The 18,465-nt window shown below is 68.8% G+C and carries 12 protein-coding genes, 1 other RNA gene and 1 pseudogene; 6 read left to right on the plus strand and 8 right to left on the minus strand.

All coding sequences use genetic code 11. The features are described 5' to 3' along the window. Position 1: 1 nt before the first annotated feature. Positions 2-1,666 carry an NTP/NDP exchange transporter gene (locus WME98_RS08690; RefSeq protein WP_437950846.1) on the minus strand — a complete coding sequence of 555 codons (1,665 nt, stop codon included), beginning with the start codon at positions 1,664-1,666 and terminating at the stop codon, positions 2-4. A 229-nt stretch (positions 1,667-1,895) separates the two neighbouring features. Between WME98_RS08690 and WME98_RS08695 the strand changes: the two genes are divergently transcribed. After that, positions 1,896-3,464 carry a BamA/TamA family outer membrane protein gene (locus tag WME98_RS08695; RefSeq protein WP_437950847.1) on the plus strand — a complete coding sequence of 523 codons (1,569 nt, stop codon included), beginning with the start codon at positions 1,896-1,898 and terminating at the stop codon, positions 3,462-3,464. Positions 3,465-3,486: 22 nt separating this feature from the next. On the opposite strand, the gene WME98_RS08700 is transcribed toward WME98_RS08695, so the two are convergent. Next, positions 3,487-5,262 (minus strand): hypothetical protein, encoded by a 1,776-nt coding sequence (locus WME98_RS08700; RefSeq protein WP_437950848.1) that lies wholly within the window; start codon positions 5,260-5,262, stop codon positions 3,487-3,489. A gap of 53 nt (positions 5,263-5,315) precedes the next feature. Then, positions 5,316-6,398 carry an alpha/beta fold hydrolase gene (locus tag WME98_RS08705; RefSeq protein ID WP_437950849.1) on the minus strand — a complete coding sequence of 361 codons (1,083 nt, stop codon included), beginning with the start codon at positions 6,396-6,398 and terminating at the stop codon, positions 5,316-5,318. A 344-nt stretch (positions 6,399-6,742) separates the two neighbouring features. Here WME98_RS08705 and WME98_RS08710 point away from each other — a divergent pair, with 344 nt between their 5' ends. Beyond that, complete coding sequence (locus tag WME98_RS08710) at positions 6,743-7,522, plus strand: hypothetical protein (RefSeq protein ID WP_437950850.1); 780 nt, start codon at positions 6,743-6,745, stop codon at positions 7,520-7,522. Between the two features lie 215 nt (positions 7,523-7,737). Here the strand turns inward: WME98_RS08710 and WME98_RS08715 are convergent, their stop codons facing one another. Further along, positions 7,738-8,028, minus strand: coding sequence for an oxidative damage protection protein (locus tag WME98_RS08715; RefSeq protein WP_437950851.1), 291 nt, complete (start codon positions 8,026-8,028; stop codon positions 7,738-7,740). A 501-nt stretch (positions 8,029-8,529) separates the two neighbouring features. Between WME98_RS08715 and ssrA the strand changes: the two genes are divergently transcribed. Both ssrA and WME98_RS08725 read left to right on the plus strand, forming a co-directional pair. Further along, positions 8,530-8,874, plus strand: a transfer-messenger RNA (tmRNA) gene (ssrA, locus tag WME98_RS08720). A 912-nt stretch (positions 8,875-9,786) separates the two neighbouring features. Continuing rightward, positions 9,787-10,560 carry a hypothetical protein gene (locus WME98_RS08725; protein WP_437950852.1) on the plus strand — a complete coding sequence of 258 codons (774 nt, stop codon included), beginning with the start codon at positions 9,787-9,789 and terminating at the stop codon, positions 10,558-10,560. A gap of 501 nt (positions 10,561-11,061) precedes the next feature. Here WME98_RS08725 and WME98_RS08730 read toward each other — a convergent pair. Then, the gene (locus tag WME98_RS08730; RefSeq protein ID WP_437950853.1) at positions 11,062-11,928 is read right to left on the minus strand and encodes a hypothetical protein; all 867 of its coding nucleotides are present in this window, start codon (positions 11,926-11,928) and stop codon (positions 11,062-11,064) included. Between the two features lie 800 nt (positions 11,929-12,728). On the opposite strand from WME98_RS08730, the gene WME98_RS08735 reads away from it, so the two are divergent. Next, positions 12,729-13,511: a response regulator gene (locus WME98_RS08735; RefSeq protein ID WP_437950854.1), complete on the plus strand. Its 783-nt coding sequence runs from the start codon at positions 12,729-12,731 to the stop codon at positions 13,509-13,511. A gap of 709 nt (positions 13,512-14,220) precedes the next feature. On the opposite strand, the pseudogene WME98_RS08740 reads toward WME98_RS08735, so the two are convergent. Continuing rightward, positions 14,221-14,925, minus strand: a pseudogene (locus tag WME98_RS08740) (hypothetical protein); the annotation flags it as partial. A 422-nt stretch (positions 14,926-15,347) separates the two neighbouring features. On the opposite strand from WME98_RS08740, the gene WME98_RS08745 reads away from it, so the two are divergent. After that, complete coding sequence (locus WME98_RS08745; RefSeq protein WP_437950855.1) at positions 15,348-15,932, plus strand: hypothetical protein; 585 nt, start codon at positions 15,348-15,350, stop codon at positions 15,930-15,932. Between the two features lie 96 nt (positions 15,933-16,028). Here WME98_RS08745 and WME98_RS08750 read toward each other — a convergent pair whose 3' ends face one another. Continuing rightward, the gene (locus WME98_RS08750; protein ID WP_437950856.1) at positions 16,029-17,441 is read right to left on the minus strand and encodes a hypothetical protein; all 1,413 of its coding nucleotides are present in this window, start codon (positions 17,439-17,441) and stop codon (positions 16,029-16,031) included. 196 nt (positions 17,442-17,637) lie between these two features. Then, on the minus strand, positions 17,638-18,252 hold the full coding sequence (locus tag WME98_RS08755; RefSeq protein WP_437950857.1) for a TetR/AcrR family transcriptional regulator: 615 nt from the start codon (positions 18,250-18,252) through the stop codon (positions 17,638-17,640). Between the last annotated feature and the right edge of the window lie 213 nt (positions 18,253-18,465).

The raw sequence follows: 18,465 nt of genomic DNA on the forward strand, positions 1-18,465 counted from the left end.
GCTACGCGGCCTTCAGGTCCTCGGCCTCCGGCTCGTCCGCGGCGCGCCGCTTGTGCTCCCGGGCGATGCCGACCACGACGCCGAGCCACGCGAGCGCGAGCGCGATGTTGACCATGGCGAAGTGCCGGACGGAGAGCGCGAGCACCTGGCCGACGATCACCCCGACGGCGGCGAGCACGTCGCCCGCGCGGACGACGAAGGTGTCGATGGCGGCCTTGGCGCTGTACTTCGCGTCGCGGCCGACCGGCAGGAAGAGCGCCTGCCGCGCCGTGTTCTGGACCGAGTAGTCGGTGCTGTTCTCGGCGATCTTCGCGACGCGCACGACGGCGAGCGCCGGCAGGACCGCGAGGGACGCGTTGCCGAGGAGGGCGATGGTCGGGAGGATGAACAGGGCGAACCGCACGCCGAAGTACTTGAAGATGCGGGAGACCAGGAAGAGCTGCAGGACGACGCCGAGGGTGTTCACCCAGTAGAAGAAATCGCCCTTGAAGGTGCCGATGATCGCGCCGAGCGCCGCCTTTTTCCCCTTCTCCGTGCGCGGGTGGACGAGCCCCTTCTCGGCGCCCTCGACGACCTTGCCGCCGGCCTCGACGTCGAACGCGCCGCCCTTGACCGCGGCGATCTTCCCCTCGAGCAGGCGCGACGCCTCCGGATCGACGAGGTAGACCGGGGCGCCCGCGGCGAGCGGCGCGCCCGGGTCCGCGCCCTCGGCGGCGGCCGGCGCCTCCTCGCCTGCGGCGGCCGGCGCCTCCTCGCCTGCGGCGGCCGGCGCCTCCTCGCCTGCGGCGGCCGGCGCGCTCTCCTGGCCGAGCGCGCTCGTGGCGGACTCGATCAGGGTGCGATCGAGGATGTACTCGCCGGTCGAGTTCACCCAGTTGAGGACGAGCGTCAGGGCGGCGATGAGGAGGAGATAGCGGTCGCCGGCGATGATCTTGAAGCCGCCGGCCGCGCCGCCGGGCGGCGCATCGGCCTTCTTCGGCCCGCCGCCTGGGCCCGCGAGGTCGTCGCGGTGGACGAGGTAGGTGAGCCACAGGCAGGCGAGCAGCACGCCCGCCGCGACGAGCATCATGTTGTAGGGGCCGATTGGCACGTAGACGCGCTTCGCGATCTGCGCGCCGAACATGGCGCCGAGCGAGCTCCCGATACCGACGATCGCGAAGAGCCGCTTGCCCTGCTCGGGGGTGTACACGTCGTTGGCGAACGACCAGAACTGCGCGATCACCGTGAGGTTGAAGCAGCCCACCCACAGGTAGAACGGCACCCCGAGGGGGACGCCGAGGCGCGCGAGGAAGAAGAAGAGGACCAGGTTCCCGGCGAAGAAGAGCGTCAGCGCGGTGGTGAGCTGCATGCGCCCGAAGCGCCGGGCCATGGCGCCGTAGGCGCGGACCACGCCGACGAGGAGCAGCGCCTGGCCCGCCGCCGCGTAGGCCTTCACCTCGGGGCCGTCGAGGTCGAGCTTCTGCCCGCCGATCTCGAGCCCGCCGCCCGCGAGGATGAGCGGCTCGCGAACCACCTTGAGGAGATAGTAGCCCGTGAGCAGGAGGAAGACGTTCAGCGTCAGGACGAGGACGCTGAAGACCTCGCGCGGCTTCACCTCGGCGAAGATCGACAGGAGCCGGTGAAGGACCCCTCGGGCCGGTGTCTCGTTCTCGCCAGTGCTCGCCACGCGCCGCTCCATCCCGGGACAACCGCCGTTCAGGCGGCACCGGAACAGGACCGATGCCCGAGCGCGGGAGGCTATCCAGCCTGGTCCCGGCCGGCAACCTCCGTCGCGGCGCCGCGTGTGTGAAGCGCCGTACAGGGCGTTGGACAGAGGCGCGCCGCGCGGACAAACGTCGCGCCGGTCGGGAACTCCGCTAGGCTCCCGCGCGGCGACGTGCGAGAGACGAGGCGGATTGGGACCTGACGAGAAGGGATGGACGCGCGCGATCGGCACGGGGTTTCGGCGGCGCACGGCCGCGCTCGCGAGCTGCGCGGTGCTGTCGCTGTGCGCCGAGGCGCAGGCCGCGCCGCAGGCGGGGGCCGCTGAGCCGCGGCCGGGGGCGGCCGCGCAGCAGCAGACGGGGGGCGCGACTGGGGCGGCCGCGCCGCAGGCTGGGGCGGCCGCCCCAGCGGCCGCGGCGCCACCTCCGGCCCCGGGATCTCCGCCAGCGCCCCGCGCGGCGGCCGCGCCGGCGCGGCCTCCCGTCGCGGCGCCGCAGGCGCCCAGCGCGAGGCGCCCCCTGCCCGACTACGATGGTCGCCCGGACGAGGGGGCGAGCGCCGGCGACGCGCTCCTCTGGGTGCCGCGCGTCCTGTTCTTCCCCGCCTACCTCGCCAGCGAGTACCTGGTCCGGCGGCCGCTCGGCTACCTCACGGTCGCGGCGGAGGAGGGCGAGTGGATCGAGGAGCTCAAGGACATCTTCACCTTCGGGCCCAACGACACGATTGGCATCGTCCCGACGGCGCTCTTCGACTTCGGCTTTCGCGAGAGCGTCGGGGTCTACTTCTTCTACGACGACCTGTTCTTCCCGGGCAACGAGCTCCGCGTGCACGCGGCGACGGGCGGGATCGACTGGCTGCGGCTCACGATCGCCGACCGCATCCCGCTCGACGGGCGCGCGTACCTGAAGCTCCGCGGCGAGGCGGACACCCGGCCTGACTGGCTGTTCGCGGGGATCGGCCCGAGGTCCCTGGGGCGCGACTGGGCCCGCTACGCCGCCCACAGCATCCAGGGGAGCGCGACGGTCCACGTCGATTTCGACGCGTTCAGCTTCGTCGAGGCGTACACCGGCGCGAAGACCGTCGAGTTCGAGGACATCTGCTGCGAGCCGACGGTCGGCTGGCGGGTCGCGAACGGGCGTTATCCGCTGCCGCCCGCGTTCGACACGGGGTACACGGCGTACCGCATCGGGGCCCGGGCCGCCCTCGACTCGCGGCGGCCGCGCCCCGAGCGGGGCCACGGCGTCCGGCTGGAGCTCTCGGGCGAGCACGCCGCCGACCTGGAGCGGCCGCTGCAGAGCCGGTGGATCCGCTACGGCGGCTCGCTGGGCGGGTTCGTCGATCTCACCGGGCACGACCGCATCGTGAGCCTGGTCCTCTCGGCGGCCTTCGCCGACCCGCTCGGCCCCGACGAGGTCCCCTTCACCGAGCTCACCGAGCTCGGCGGCGGCGCGCCGATGCACGGGTTCCGCGAAGGGCGCCTCCGCGGGCGGAGCGCCGCCGCGGCGACGCTGGAGTACCGATACCCGATCTGGGCGTTCCTCGACGGCACGGTGCAGGTGGCCGCGGGCAACGTGTTCAGCGAGCACCTCCGCGACTTCGAGCTCGACCTGCTGCGCATGTCGTTCGTGCTCGGCCTGCGCACGAGCAGCGCGCGCGACCACTCCTTCGACTTCCTGATCGGCTCGGCGACCGAGACCTTCGCGCAGGGGGCCGGCCTGCAAGATCTGCGATTGATGGTCGGCGCCAGCCGCGGTTTTTAAGCGAGCGGCGGGGCGAAGAGGGTCAGTCGGGCGCGGAGGGATCGTCGGGGCGCTCGATGCCGACGAGCTTGTAGCCGCGGCGCGGGCCGAGGTCGTAGAGGTGGACGCGCAGCGGGCCGGGCGCCTGCCCGTTGAGGATGTCGACGATCGCGTAGCGCGAGGCCGCGTCGTCGGGCGCGCCGCCCTGATCGGCGATGTGCGGGAGCGACAGGCACACGCGGCCGTCCGGCGAGGGGCGCACGGCCGGCCGCGCGCGCAGGGCGAGCGCCTCGCCGGCGTACATCGCGGCCTCGTAGCGGAGATCTTGCGCGCGCGCGACGCCGGTGCGCCGCGCCAGGTCGACGCCGCACAGCTCCGCCGGCGAGGCCACGGCGACGTCGGCGATCGGCGACAGGCGCGTGAGGTACCGCGCCATGATCGCCTGCTTTCGCTGGAGGAGCTTGTCGATCAGCCACGCGGTGTGCCGCGGGGCGGTGAAATCGCCGGCCCGCACCGCGGCCTCGACGAGCTCCGGCGTGAAGCGGGCGAGCGTGCGCGCGGCCCAGGCGCCGTCGAGCTCGGTCATGCGGCCGAAGGCCGGGTTGGGGTAGCCGCCCCGCCAGCGCTCCGGGCGGAAGTCGCGGGCGTTGAAGAAGCCGAAGATGTCGCCCTGGGGGTCGCGGGTCGCCCGGTCCCACGGCCGCTCGGGGATGCCGAGCGTGACGAAGTCGAGGAGCACGTACTCGGCGTCGAAGTAGTAGGCGTGGCCGAGGCGCTTCGAGATGCCCTCCCAGTCCCACTCGCTGCCGAAGCAGTCGCCGAGATCGATGTAGTAGTGCCGCACGTGGCCGGGCGATGCGTCCTTGTCGTCCTCGTCCTCGGAGAGCCAGACATCCATCGAGTTCTGCTCGCGCGAGTCGAAGTGGTTGAGCCACGCCGCGAGCAGGCGCCCGCCGCGCAGGTCGCGCCGGTCCTCGTGCGGGATGACGTCGTTCGGGTCGTCCTCCCGGGTCCCCTCGTACTTGAACGGCCCGAGGGCGCGGCCCGGCAGCCAGCGCGAGGCGACCATGCGGACCCGGTCCCCCCGCTTCGCGGCCTTGGCGAGCACGCCGTCGAGCGCCGCCTGATCGAACGGCCTCGAGGTGCCGCTGTTGTCGGTCACGGTGAGCCCGGGCGAGAGCTTCAGGACCGACGGCTTCAGGTAGACCACCGAGTCGCACGGCGCCCAGTAGCCGGCCGCGTGGTAAAGGCGCGCCGCGATCGCGGTGGCGCCGGTCGCCCGCTCGGGCTGCTCCGCGGGATCGGCCTTGAGCATGAACTTGCCGACCCCCTCGACCTTGATCCGGAAGCCGGGGTTCGCGCCGTTCGGCTTGCCCATGTCGATGACCCAGGACCCGTCCGGCGCCTCGGGGTCGAGCGTCTTGTCGCCGCACGGCCCGCTCACGAGCTCCTCGACGGAGAGCGGCCGCTTCCCGATCCGGTTCGTGAACCAGCTCGAGTCCGGCACCTCGTCGACGCTGTTGACGTTGACCGCCTCCCCGCCCGGATCCACGGCGAGGAACCGCGTCACCGGCCGGAAGACGAGGTTGTCGGCGGCGTCCCACGCGAACGACGACTCGTACGGCTCCGGCGTGCAGAGGCGGTGCCGCGGATCGTCCTTGGGGGCCTCGGGATCGGGCCGGCAGGGCAGCGAGACGGGGTTCAGATCGGCGTCGCGCCAGACCGGATCGCGCAGGGGGAACCGGCGCACGTCGCTGCTGCAGGCCGCGCTGAGCAGGGCGAGCAGCGGGAGCGACGAGGTGAGCAGCGCCTTGAGCATCGGCCGGGCATGGTACTGGACCGGGCGCCGCTCGGGGCGGTTTTCGACGGCGATCAGAAGCCTTCTTGCCGGAGCCGCTCGATCACGGCGCGGTAGAAGTCGATATAGAGCCAGGTGTTCCCCTCGCCCGGGCTCTGCCCGAAGAGCTGGCCGATCTCGTCGAAATGGTCGGCGGGGAGACAGCCCCAGAAGTTGCCCCAGCGCGCGTCCCGCGCGCGCACCAGGCCGTCGTTCGGGATCGACTCCCCGAAGCCGCCGTCGAGGATGGTCTCTGTCAGCGAGAGCAGCGGGTGCACCGGATCGAGGCCGTCGTCGAACTGCGCGACGAAGGGCGCCGGGGCGAGCGTCGTGCAGTCGCGGCCGCCGAGCGCGCGGTCGGTCCTGCCGCCGAAGGAGGCGTAGAACACCCCGGGAGAATCGGTGTACCTCGCGTTGAACTCCTCGATGCCTGGCGTCGAGAACTGCTCGAGCGACGCAAACACGCTCGTCTCCTCGCCGATCTGGTCGTAGAGCGGCGCCCCGATCGCGTTGAGCAGGTCGTCGAGGACGTCCTGCAGGCGCTCGTGGGCGACGAGCTGGAGCGCGATGTCGGCGATCTTCGACCCGAGGTGCGGCGTGGCGACGGTCACGACGGAGGCGACGAGATCGGGCCGATCGTGCGCGACCACGCGGGCGTCGAGGCCGCCTTGCGAGTGGGCGATGATATTCACCTTCTCGTGGCCCGTCTCGGCGAGGATCTGCTCGATCCGCGCGATCAGCTGGGCGCCGCGGTATTCGGAGCTGTTGAACGGATCGACGGAGGGCGTGAACACCGCTTCGTTGCCCTCGGCGAGGGTCTGCTTGACGTTGTAGAAGTAGCTGACGTATCCGGCGCCCGCGAAGTCCTCGAATCCGAAGAAGCCGTGGGCGAGCACGATGGGATACGGCGGCCCGAGCTTCGCCGACGACGGCCAGCCGCCCCCGGTCCCGCCCGAGCCGTCCGCGGCGCTCTCCCACCCACCCGAGGCGGAGCCGCCGCCTGCCCCCGTGATCACCTCGCCGGTGTCCCACGGCTCGAGCTGCTCCTCGGCCGCGCCGCAGCCGGCGAGGAGCGCCCAGGAGGCGAGTATCGCACACCCGCCGAGACCAGCGGACACCCGTCGTCCCCACGAACGAGCGTCTGTGTGAGACTTCCACTTACGCGAACCGCCAACACGCGATGATGATGATGCGGACGAAGAAAGATCCAGCATGACCACCTCCTGCCGGAACCGGCTCAGACTCTGCTGATGGGCAGCTGATGTCAAGCGCTGTCGGAAAACTGAACCATCATGGCCGTCGTGGGGACCGTCGAGACGGGTGGCGCATTGCGTTGTGAACGGTGGGGTGAATTTCCTGCGTTGCGCCACGATGTTTCGCGGCTGTGCTAGCGCATTGCGTCGTGGGTTGTTGACGTTTTTCCATGCGGAGGGGCGTGCCGGCTCCGGTAGGTTCGTGGGCCATGCGATCTGTCCAGAGCTCTTTTGTGCTTGTTCTGATCGGTTCCCTTGTCGCTTGTGGCGGCGCGGCGCCCCCTCCGTCGGCGCCGGAGCCTGCGGAGGCCGAGGCGGCGGCGTCGGCGCCGGCGCCGGGCGGCGAGGCGGCGGAGGACGGGGACGGGAAGAAGGAGGAGGACGCGGCGGCGGATGCGTCAAGGCAGATCCCGACGACGTGCGAGCAGAAGGGCGATGTGTGTGTGCCGCCGGCGGCGTTCGTGAAGCGGCTCTGCAGCGGGTTCTATCCGGACGTGGCGCTCAGCCTGTTCGCCAAGGGGTCGCCGTTCACGCGCGGGTACCTCACGCGCGACACCGAGGCGTGGAACGCGTCCGGCGGGTCGTCCTCGAACGACAAGCTGCTGTTCGATGAGGAGGTGCTGATCCTCTATCACCGGGCGCCGGACACCGGGGGCATGGTCGTGAGCGGTGCCGGGGGCGGCTACGACGTGCTGCGCTGGGACGGGACGTGCGCGTCGCTGATGACGGAGGAGGTCCGGCAGCACGTGCCGCCGAAGCCGAAGTTCGCGCCGATCCCGTGGAAGAGCCTGGATGAGAAGACGCGCGAGGCGTTCCAGGCCGACGAGAAGGTGGGCAAGATCGTCGCCGAGCGGCGGAAGGAGTGCAAGGGCGCGACGATGGGGGCGGTCAGCGCGAAGTGCGAGAAGGTCGACAAGCAGATGGGCGCGGCGCTGATCGAGTACGTGCGCGGCGGGGGGGCGCTGCCGGCGCCGGGGCCGCTGAAGTGACGGGGTGAGCCGGGGGGGCCGGGGCCCGGGAGGGCCAGGGGGCCCGGGGGGCCTCGGATGGCGGGCGCATCCGCAGGGGTGGGGCGCATCCGCAGGGGTGGAGGACGCCGGCGGGCGCAGCTGGTCGGGAAGAGCGAAGCCGGACAGGTGGGCGGCACGACCGCAGCCGGCAGGTGGACGGGAGCGCCGCCGGCGGCAGGGCCGACGGGGAGCGGCTACTCCTGCTTGTCCTTGGGCGCCACGAAGTCGGGCGGCGGCTGCGCGGCCTCGTTCCCGCCGCTGAAGAAGTACTTGTCGAGCTCGGTCATCCAGATCCGCTGGCCGGCCTCGGAGATCAGATCGAGGCGGTACTCGTTGATCAGCATCTTCGAGTGCTCCAGCCACATCCGCCACGCCTCCTTCGAGACGCTGTCGTAAATCCGCTTGCCCACCTCGCCCTTGAGCGGCGGCTTCTCCAGCCCCTCAGCCTCGCGGCCGAGCTTCACGCAGTGGACCATCCTCGTCATAAGCTGCCCGTCTCCTTTTCCTTTTCGCGGGCTTCTTAGCCGAGCCAGGGGGAGCCGTCGAGAGCGGCTGGCGAGCAGGCGGAGGCGACGGGAGGCGGGGAGCGATGGGGGCGGAGGGAGGCGGCGGGGGCGGCGTGAGCGGGGGAAGCGGCGCGAGGGGGCGGCAGCGGGGAGTGGCGCGAGCGGGGGAAGCGGCGCGAGCGCCTGGGGGGCAGGCCCGAGCGCGAGCAGGTGCAAGCGCGGGAGCGGGCGCGGCAGGACGCAGCGGAGCGGACGCTGGGGGAGCGCGGCGGCGCCGCGGAAGCGGACGGCTGCGTGAGGGACGGCGCCGAGGGGCAGGCCGAAGAGAGAATGCCCGGAAGAGGCGGACCGACCCGGGCAACCCGAGACCGCGGACCGACGGCCGCCGCACGGCGCGCTCAGCGGCAGAGCGATCTGACGCGAAGGGGTTGACGGCAGCGCAGTTTCTAGCAATGTTTGGTCCGTCTGAACGAACCACGAGGGGGCGATCGGCTTCGACGTGGGGACTGAAGGTCTGTCTGCGTGCTGGCGGCTCCTGCTCCGCCTATCAAGCGGGACGTTACAAGTGCGAACGACAACGCATACGCTGTTGCGGCCTAATAACCGCTAAGCCATCCGAGGAGAAGGTCGTCCTAGTACTCTAAGGGTGTCAACCACAGGGCTGGGTCGCGTGAGGGTGCCCTCGATAACGCGGCCGAGATTCAGTGAGGGATAGGTCGTAGCCGAATCTACGAACGCCGTCGCCGGCGCATGGCGACTACGCACGTGAACGAAGGTAGACTGGATGCCTTGCGGACCCGGGTTCGATTCCCGGCGCCTCCACCAAGAAGACACGGCGAGAGCCGTGTCTTCTTGCTTTTGTGGGACCTGCGTGTGACCTGACAAATTTTGGCGCCGCTGGATTTTGGGATGGGGCCGGTGTGAGAGGGACCACCGGGGACGGGCGCAGCGGGGGACGCCAGGGTACGGAGCTCCACGAGGCTCCACGGCGGGCGAGCGGCTGACACCAGGCCTGCGGGACCAACCCCGGGTCCGAGCTGGCGTGCTGGCGCAGCGGGGCGTTCGTGGTCCTGCCCGCAAACGTGATCCCGCCGTCCTGTCCCGCCGACGAAGCTGTCGTACGCTCCGCGAGAGCGCCGACGGGCCTTCCACAGATCCTCAAGCGGCGGTCATGGGTGACTCGGCCGTGCCGGCGGCTGAAGAAGACCGGCGGGCTCAACTGCGCCCGCCAACGCAGCGCGTCGCGACCCACTCACCCGTCGCAAGCTGCGTGCCAGCCCGCGGCCGCATCGCAGAAAAGCTGCGCGCCAGCGCGGCCGCACCGCAGAAAAATAAACAAACTAATCAGCCTAAATAAATAGGCCAATCAACCCCAATAAACTGATCAGCTTAAATAAATAAACCAATCAACACAAATAAGCCAATCAGCCCAAATATTAACAAGAATCTATCTTTAGTTAATTGATTTCTTTGACGTGCGCGCGCACAATTTAGAATGGATATTTCGCGTCCGCCCCCTTGACATGGGCGAATCGCGCGATATCGTGTTCTCACGACGCCGGCAGCAGGGTGCACCGGCAGTTCGTCTCGGAAGGCCTCGGGCGCGGCAGCACCGGGACAGGGCGGCCGGGCCGCTCCCCCTGCGGGAGCAGCATGCCTCGTCTTGACACGGGACGGCCCCTCCGCTGGCATCGAGAGGACCGCAGCCAACTTCAGTCGCGACGCAAGCGAGACATTATGCAGGGCAAATGCAAGCTATGCCTCACGATCCAAGATTTGAGAGACAGCCACATCATGCCGCGGTGGACGTATCGGCGGCTATATAAGAGTGCTCCTCCCACCACCAGTGGAAACCAAGCGCCTGTCCAGGTTCACGACGGAACCGCGCTCATCACTAGCACTCAGATCTCAGAGTACCTGCTATGTACCTCGTGCGAGCAGCGATTCTCAAAAGTCGAGGGCGCGGTCGCTAACGTCGCGCTGCAGCCCGATGATACCTTCCCTGCGCTGAAACAAGTGACTCTTCTGCAGGGCGATCCTGATGGCTTCAGGGTTGCAGATGGACGACAGATCCCCGCCGATCTCGGATTCTTCGCGTTGAGTGTCCTGTGGCGTGCAAGCGTCAGCAGCCACTATCCCAAGATTGACCTCGGCGAGCGCTATAATGGTGAATTTCGAAATTACTTATATGGCACCGCAGGGCTGCCGTCAAACGTACGTGTAATGATTGAACTGCTCGATGTCCAAGGAGGCACCGGACCTCGGATCGACCGGCTGGTGATTCATCCCGAGGGGCAGCGGCAAGACGGCTATCACGTGTACCAGTTCGCGATCTTTGGCTTCTTCTACTTCATTGTAGTGGGTGCCAAACGTCCGGGAATTGTCGATCAATTCTGCTTTCCGCGAACGCACCGCATTCTCCTGAGCGACGGAGCACGTGTGCTCCGATCTGTGGCGAAGGCCGCGACCAATGCGACGCCGAAAGGGATCCTTGCCAAACGTGGAAGGTGACGACCAGAAGACCTCGATGGATGTATCGCACGTATGCGTTCGGTAGAGCCCATCCTCAAGCCGAGCAGACCAGGGACATAGGCTTGCCGTGCGATGCGAGAGCGACGGCAGGGCGCCGGCACCAGCGGCGAAACCGGACTGAGCAGACCGGAGGCGGTGGCCGAGGAGCGCGCGGCTGGCGACGTCGGCATGCGGAGGCGGCGCGCCGGCAGACCGAGCGCCTCTGCTGCGGAGCCGTCTTCCACGACCTGCCCTTCGGGCTCTCGCTCCAGCTCTGGCTCGTCGATGGCGAGCTCTGCGGCGCGCTGTGGCTCTTCTGCGACCGCTACCTCTGCGAGACCTGCGTGGGCGAGGCGTAGGTCGGACGAGCTCCCGCGCGTCGCTGACGACGGCCGCCCGGCGGATCCGGAGGTCCAGCTCGGGTGATCAGTGCTCGCGAGGACGCGGTACCGCACTGCCGCGGGCTGCGGAGACCTGAGCCGGGGCGAGTGGAGCGGGATCCTACCCCTCCGCCTCACCATCCATGGCCGGCGCTGCCTGCTGGGCAGGAGCGGGCGGCGTGCTCACCTCCAGCAGGAGTCCCCATTCTGGGAACACGGTTTCTCCATGTTCAGGCAACGTCAGACGACCTCTCATGGTGTACCATTCGACGTACTTGGAGAGCGCGAAGATGCCGAGGATGACCGCCCCTAGCCCATCGGTTCCCCACACTGGTGGAAGTTTCCACGGTTTCTCTGGATCCAAGATGTCGATCTGGACCTCCCAGCCGTCATCCGGCCGCTGTTGAGGTCGACCGACGCGAAGCGAAATTTCGCGTTCTTGCTCCGCTCCGGCTGGCCGAAAGACAACTTTCCGTTCGCCGATGATGTCCATGCTGGCATGATAGCACCCGATCTTACCCCAGCCCGTCAACTGGGTCGTCAGGGACAACGTGCGTGGCATGCAGCATTTCCAGCAGCTTTCGCGAGATGGCAGCGAATCTTCCACTTCACTGGAACTTGCGAGCAGAACCTGTCGATAACCCCATAATAGGTCATACAGGCGTCCTCGCATCTGCCGCGGAGCCGCATCCGGTGTGACATCCGTCGCCTGTGGCACGGCCAAGAACTCGGGGCTTTCCGACTCGTCCAAGTCCTGCTGGCTGTCCCGCACACCGCCGGCCATGGCCGTGATCCAGGCCTCGGTGTCGTCGTCCGTCTCCCACGTCGCTCCCGGGCTCAGGGCGCACGAGGCAGCACCGAGCGCACACGAGAGGGAGAGCAACATTCTGAGGCGAGATGATGTGTTCGCATGTGCGCCGCCCAAGCGAGCCGCGAGCCACCACGGAACGATCACCGAGGGAACGACCTCGGCGCGGTCGTGCTCCATCCGCCTGTTGCGTACGTCCACAGCGGATCGATCAGCGGTTCCGGCCTTGGTTACCGGCAGCCCTCAGGATTCGCCACGCCGTGTGACCTCCGTGTGCCCCGACTCCAGGGCACGGGGCTCCACGAGAGGGATCGGGAGGGTACGAGAGGAATCGAGCCCTCGATGGCCTCTGACACCGCTCCGACGCGTCCGACGCGGCGTCTGCCGTATCTCCCGCGCATCCGCCCCGCAGGTTCAGCTCCGGGTTCGATTCCCGGCGCCTCCACTCAGAAGACACGGCGAGAGCCGTGTCTTTTTTTTTGCGTGTGCCCTGCGTGTGGCCTGACAAAATTCAGCAGGGGTCGATACCGTGCGGCCGGATCTAGGGGGAAGCACCGGGAGCGGGCGTTGCAGGTGACGCGGCGGTACCGGGCTCGATGGAGCTCCACGGCGGGTCGCCGGACAGCGGGCCGAACGCTAGGTCCGAGCCCGCGATGCTGACGCAGTCAGAGCCAAGCGAGCGGCCGTGACCGCCTGGATGCGGGCAGCGGGTACCCCCTCCCCCGCGCGGCCGGCCGCCCTCCCGACCCGCTGGATGTGTGCCCGCCGGGCGGGCTCCTCTTGACAAGGTACGGCATTTCGGGTGCCCTGTAGGGTGGGGTAGCCATGGGGGTAACTGGAGCGGCAGAAAGGACCACGGAGATGCCTCCGGGCGCCTGCGCGGAGCGGTGCGGAGCTCGCTCTTACGCTACTGCTTCAGCGGGGACCAGTCCCGCCCGCGGCTCGTGGTGCCGAATACCAGTTACCTGAAGGAGACCGAGATGGGCGATCAGACGATGAAATTCGGTGATACGGCAAAGTCGCTGTCGCGGAATCCGCTCGGCATCATCGCGCTTTTTATCGTGATGGTGTACGGGTTCGCTTCGTTGGTCACAGCCTTCGCCGGGTCGTTCACTCCCGCAGAACGACTGCCGCTCATTTATTTCATGATCTTGTTTCCCATACTCGTCCTCGGCGTCTTCGCATGGCTTGTCAGCAGGCACAGCGGCAAGCTTTTCGCTCCGAGCGACTTCAAGAACGAGGAGAATTATATCAAGATGCAGATGGCGGTCGTCGCGTCGCTCACCGCAGCGAGCGCGAAGAGGGACACCCCTGCATCGGAGGCTCAACTGCACAAGATCGTCGAGGTGGTGAGAGCAGCGGGACCGGCAGCCGTCTCGGCTGCGGACGGCTGGAGAAACCACATTCTTTGGGTCGACGATCGCCCCAACAACAACACGTATGAGCGTCAGGCATTCGAGACGATGGGAATCCGCTTCACACTTGCGCGGTCCACCGGCGAAGCATTCGAGATGTTGTCGCAGGCCAAGTACGCAGCGATTATATCGGACATGGGTCGTCGCGAGGGACCCCGTGAGGGGTACGTGCTGCTTGATCGACTGCGAAAGCAAGGTGACCGCACTCCGCTGTTCTTCTATGCCTCCTCCGATGCGCCTGAACACAAGCGCGAGACCCGCGAGCATGGAGGACAAGGATGCACCAACAACGCCGAGGAGCTCTTCGAAATGGTCACGAGAGCGATCATCCAGAGGCAGACAGCGTGATGGTGACAAAATCGAAGCAACGCACGACGACGCCCCACGCCCGTCGCATCGTGCCCGAGCACCTGCCGGTCTAGACGCTCGTGCTCACGCCATCGCCTCTGCCGGAGGAGGCGATCCAGATCGGCGCCGTGATCAGCTGGCGTCTGGGCTATCGGCGAGCCTCCTATTACCGGCTTCGCGGTGCGGCCGCTGTTCGTGGCGTCCGAGGACGCGGCCGAGACGAGCACGGAGGTGGCCGCGACACGGCTGCTCGACACGGAGCTGCCGCGGCCCTCTGGCGGCCCTGGGCAACTGGCGCAACCCGCCTCGACGCGGAGCACGCGCACGTCGCGCCGCCCGCAGCGACCGCCCCGCCGGGCGATAGCACGACCGCAGACGCCTGCGGCGGCAGCAGCGCCCTGGCGCCGGGCGTCGTGGGATCGAGCGAGCCCGCCGCAACGAAGGCTGCCCCCCAACAGCAAGACAGCCCCGGGCGCGACGCCATGGCCGGTGATCTGCTCGATCGCACGATCGTGGTAGCGCCGGCGCCCGACGGGCTCATCCCGCGCGGGCTGTCGACGCCCGACCTGTTCGCCCACGTGCTCGAGGGCAAGTTCGCCGACAAGCGGCCCGTCAACCGCCAGGTAGGCATCAGCGCGCGCGAAGGCGTACCCATCACACGCGGCACGAGACGGTGGCAGGCCGCCGGCAGGCAGAGCTGCGGCGTCGTTCAGGAGCCCGTCGTGACGAGGAGCTCCCTGGCGTCGCTGACGACGGCCGCCCGGCGCAGCCAGCGATCCAGCTCCGCCACGTCGGTGCTCACGAGGACGCGCTCCCGCACATCGGCGGGGACCTCCAGCCCGCGGGCCTCGAGCACGACGAGCACGGCCTGCGCCTTGGTCTTCAGGGTGCCCTCGCGCATCCCTTCCTCCCGGCCCTCCTGCCGACCCTTCGCTACATAGCTGCGCGCGAACTCGCTCTGGAACTCATAGCCGCTCTTCATCATCGCCTCCAACGTCCGCCTCGCCGCTTCGTTGAGCGAGGATAGCACCAGGTCCCCGTACAAGGCGCGGCGCTCCTCATCGAGCCCGGCCGCCGCTGCCAGGAACGCCATGCCGATCGCCTCTCCAGCCTCCTCCTGCCCGTGCGCCATCGCCGAGAGCACGACCACCTCGGGCGCCGCCTTTGCCTGCTCAGCGTCCGTGACGACCGGGACGCCCTCGGGGCCGAGGACCAGCGGGGTCAGGATCCAGCCGGGGTGGCCCGTGTCGATCGGCTGCGAACACCACCGGGCCATGTTTGCGTCGATCGTCACGGCCAGCAGCCGGGTCGGGCAGCGGTGCCGGGCCCTCGTCTGGGTGACGTAGACCGGCCAAACATACGGCTTGTCCGGGTCCACGCCGAGCTGGACCTCGACGACGATCGCCATCGCGGGCAGCGTCCCGGATCCGTCACGTCGTGTGACCTGCGTGTGCCCCGAGTCCAGGGGGAGCTCCGCGGCGGGCACCAGGCCGGCGGGGCGGATCCCAGGTGCGAGTCTGCGCGCTGGACCGCGCTGGCGAGGCCAAGCGAGCGGCCATCGCGGCATGGCCACCGCGGCTCGGCTGAGAGGCGGTGGTCTGGCTCTGTTCGCCCGCGGAGCGCCACCGGGTTATGGATCCTGCATGCCGCACGTGATCCGCCTCCATGCTGACCCGCGCCGCGTCCGAGTCGAGATCCCCTCCCTCGGGATCTCCCTGGAGGAGGAGGCCACTATCGCTGTCATGTACCGCCGGCCGAGTCGCGGTTCCCCGCCCAGCTGCGTGCTCGCGGTGGGCCGGAACGCGCTCCAGATGCAGGAGAGCGTCCGCACCATGGATGGCTCCCCCGGCGACCACGGAGGAGGACCGGCTGGCGAGGGTCGTGCCCCTGGAGCAGGCGACATGGTGGAACAACGGCAGGCTCCTGGAGCGCGACGCCCGCTTCGACCCGGCGCACATCGGGGAGATCCTCGTCGTCCGCCCGGTCGCCCGGGAGACCTTCTCCGCGCCGCTGTGCGATGCGATCCTTCGATACATGCATTTCTTGGCGGCGTGCCAAGCGGGAGGAGCCCTCCGGCGGTGGTACTTCCGCAGGCTGCTCTGGTGGGCTCCTCGGGTCGAGCTCTCGCTGGAGCCATTGCCCGACGATGATGCCTCGTACGACGCGCTGGTGCGCCAGCTCAGGTCGTCCTTTGGCGCGTCGGCCACGCTCGGTGGGGCTCCCCTGCGAGTGCGTCGCCCGCGAGGTCTCGCCGATCTCCGGAGCCGCCATCTCGGGCAGCTCGCGGCGATCCTCGCGGCCAGCGCGGTGCCCATCGCGCTGCACCCCAGGTTCTGGCTCACTGGCGTGCGCGTGACGGTGTTGGGAGCGATGCTCGTCTTCTGCCTGGTGCGCTGGTACAGGAGATTCCGGTACGACTGAGCGAGGATCTCGTGCCCAGCAGGCGCGAAGTCCAGAGCCAGACCGTCGATGCTGCTGCCCGTCTCCCGCTTCTCAGCAAGTTGTGCGGCGCGCCCGTCAGTTCTTCACGAACCCGTTGAAGAGCCCGATGCACATCTCGTCGAGCGAGCTCTCGCCGAGGACGATATCCCTCGGCGCCGTGAGGTTCTCCTCCTTGAGCGCTTTCCGCACGAACGGGTTGTCCATCGTGTTGTCGTAGAGGCAACGCAAGCTCATGACATCGCCGGTCTTCAGGACGGGGAGCTCCTCGATCGGCGCGTCGATCGTGTACGTCTGCTGCCAGTTGAAGTCCCACTTCGGCGTCTGGACCACGCACTCCTCGGCCGGATCGGCGCCCTGCGGGCTCGGGCGCTCGACGTCGACCTTCATGTCGGTCCCGACATAATGCATGTGGGTCATCGCGCTGGAGAGCCGGATGCCCTCCACCAGCGACTCCCCCATGAACGTCTCGGGGAGCGTCATCTTCATGACCTCGGTGTGCTCCTTGGCCCCCGCAGGGACGAAGAACTCGACCCCTTCCCTGTCGTTGGGCCCCGGCTGGAGACCGTCGCCGTTCGGGAATTGCGAGGGGAAGTTGCCGAACGCCACGAAGACGACCCGGTACTCCGGCGGCTCCGGGAGGAACCGCAGCTGGATCTTCGTCGCGTCAGGCTCGGCGGTCGCGCCCGCCGGGTGGTAATGGACCTGCATCACCAGCCTCGAGCCCGCGCGGACGAGGAAGCCGGCGTTGGACGGGAACTCGGTCGGCCGCCCGCCGGGCACCCACACGCCGAGGACCTGGGTGTCCTGCACACCGGAGCTGCCAAAACACTCGTAGCCGCCGTCGGCGTCGGCCATGGCGTCGCTCTCCGCGTGCGGGTCGGTGAAGACGACCACGTGGTGGACCACCTTCGAGTTCCCCGGAATCACGTTCATGCCGTTCACGAACGTGTCCTCCGTGAGCTTCGGATCCATCACGAAGCAGCGGAACTGGTCCTCGTCGCCGCCCGTCACGTACGGCTTCAAAGGCTCGATGGTCGCGCTGACACCCTCGAGTCCATGGATCCCCGACGCGTCGATCGCCGGGGGCGCGTCCGCGGGGTCGCCCTCGGGGGCGCCGGCGTCATGCCAGGCCTCGAGCGTCGCGAGCTCCGCGTCGGTGAGCCTGCTGTCGTCCTTCCAGCCGAACCGCGGCGTGCACTCGTCCGTCTCGATCGCGCCCCAGGGCGGCATCGTCCGGTCCTGCGTCACCGCCACGATCCGGCTCGAGACCTGCTTCGCGTCCGCGTACTCGGTCAGGCTGAAGGGCGCGATCTCGCCGGGCGAGTGGCAGCCCTGGCAGCGCTTCTGCAGGATGGGCGCCACGTCCTTGTGGAACGTCGGCCCCGCCGTGGGGCCCTCGACCAGAGGATTCGTGCCCTCAGGCTCGCTGCTGCAGCCCAGGATCGGGACGAGCGAGGCGAGAACGATACTCCAAGGCCTGTTGAACATGGTCATTGTCTCCTCTTCTTCCACGCGTGATGCAGACGCGAAGGAATGCTGCTTGCCTGGGCGCCTCTCGCCCCTGCCGCTCCGCGAGCGCCTCTCCGCGGCCAGGGGCCCGCGGCGCGGCACAACGCCGCTGCCAGCGCGCGCCGCCTCCCGCTCAGCAGAGGAGCGGCCCATCCCGTCGCGGCGCGCGGGCGGCCTACCGGCTTGCCGAGGCGCCGGTCAGAAAGAGCGCAGCGGTCCGCTGGAGCGCCGTGCTGAGCGGCAACGCCGGCTCGGCGAGCCACGCGATCGTCGTCGTGAACAGCTGACCGAGCAGGATGCTGCAGAGCCACTCCATCGGGAGCGCGCGGCCGAGCTCGCCGCGATCGGCCGCCAGGCGGAACCGCTCGGTGAGCAGGCGCCCGACCGGGCTCATCTCCGCAGGGGGCGTGCGCACCATGCCCTTGCGGATCATCGCCGCGGCGAGATCCGGGACGAGCGAGCTGTCGCGCTCCCACTCCAGGCTGAAGGCGGCGCACAGCGTGTCCAGCAACACACGCAACGGCGCGTCCTCGGCGAGCGCCGAGAGCGCGGCGACGACGCGCTGGTCGAGCTCCCGGTGGTGCTGGAAGAGCACGTCGTCCTTGGTCGGGAAATGAAAGTAAAACGAGCCGTGACTGACGCCCGCCGACCGGGCGATGTCCTCGATGCGGGCGGTCGCGAAGCCGTCGCGCCGGAAGACGGCGATGGCCGCCTCGTAGATGCGCTGCCGGGTGTCCTCGCGCTGGCGATCCCGAACCGTGGAGCCAGCCTTCACCGGACGAGGAGTCATGAACCGATGCCGCCTTCGCGGGAGATCTATCGGAGAACCCGACTCCGCTCCAGCGCAGATCGTCCGTTCCCAGCAGATCGATCTGCATATTGACACTCGTCATTGACGTTTGTCAATGACTGCGCGCGGGCCGGGCGTCAACAAGGAAGCTCTTGGTCCAGGCGTCCGGTCGCGCCCGAGGCACGCCTGCGACCGAGGCCGGGGTGCTGGCCG

It is taken from the genome of Sorangium sp. So ce296 (assembly GCF_051529605.1).
GTDB classification, from domain to species: domain Bacteria; phylum Myxococcota_A; class Polyangia; order Polyangiales; family Polyangiaceae; genus Sorangium; species Sorangium cellulosum_D.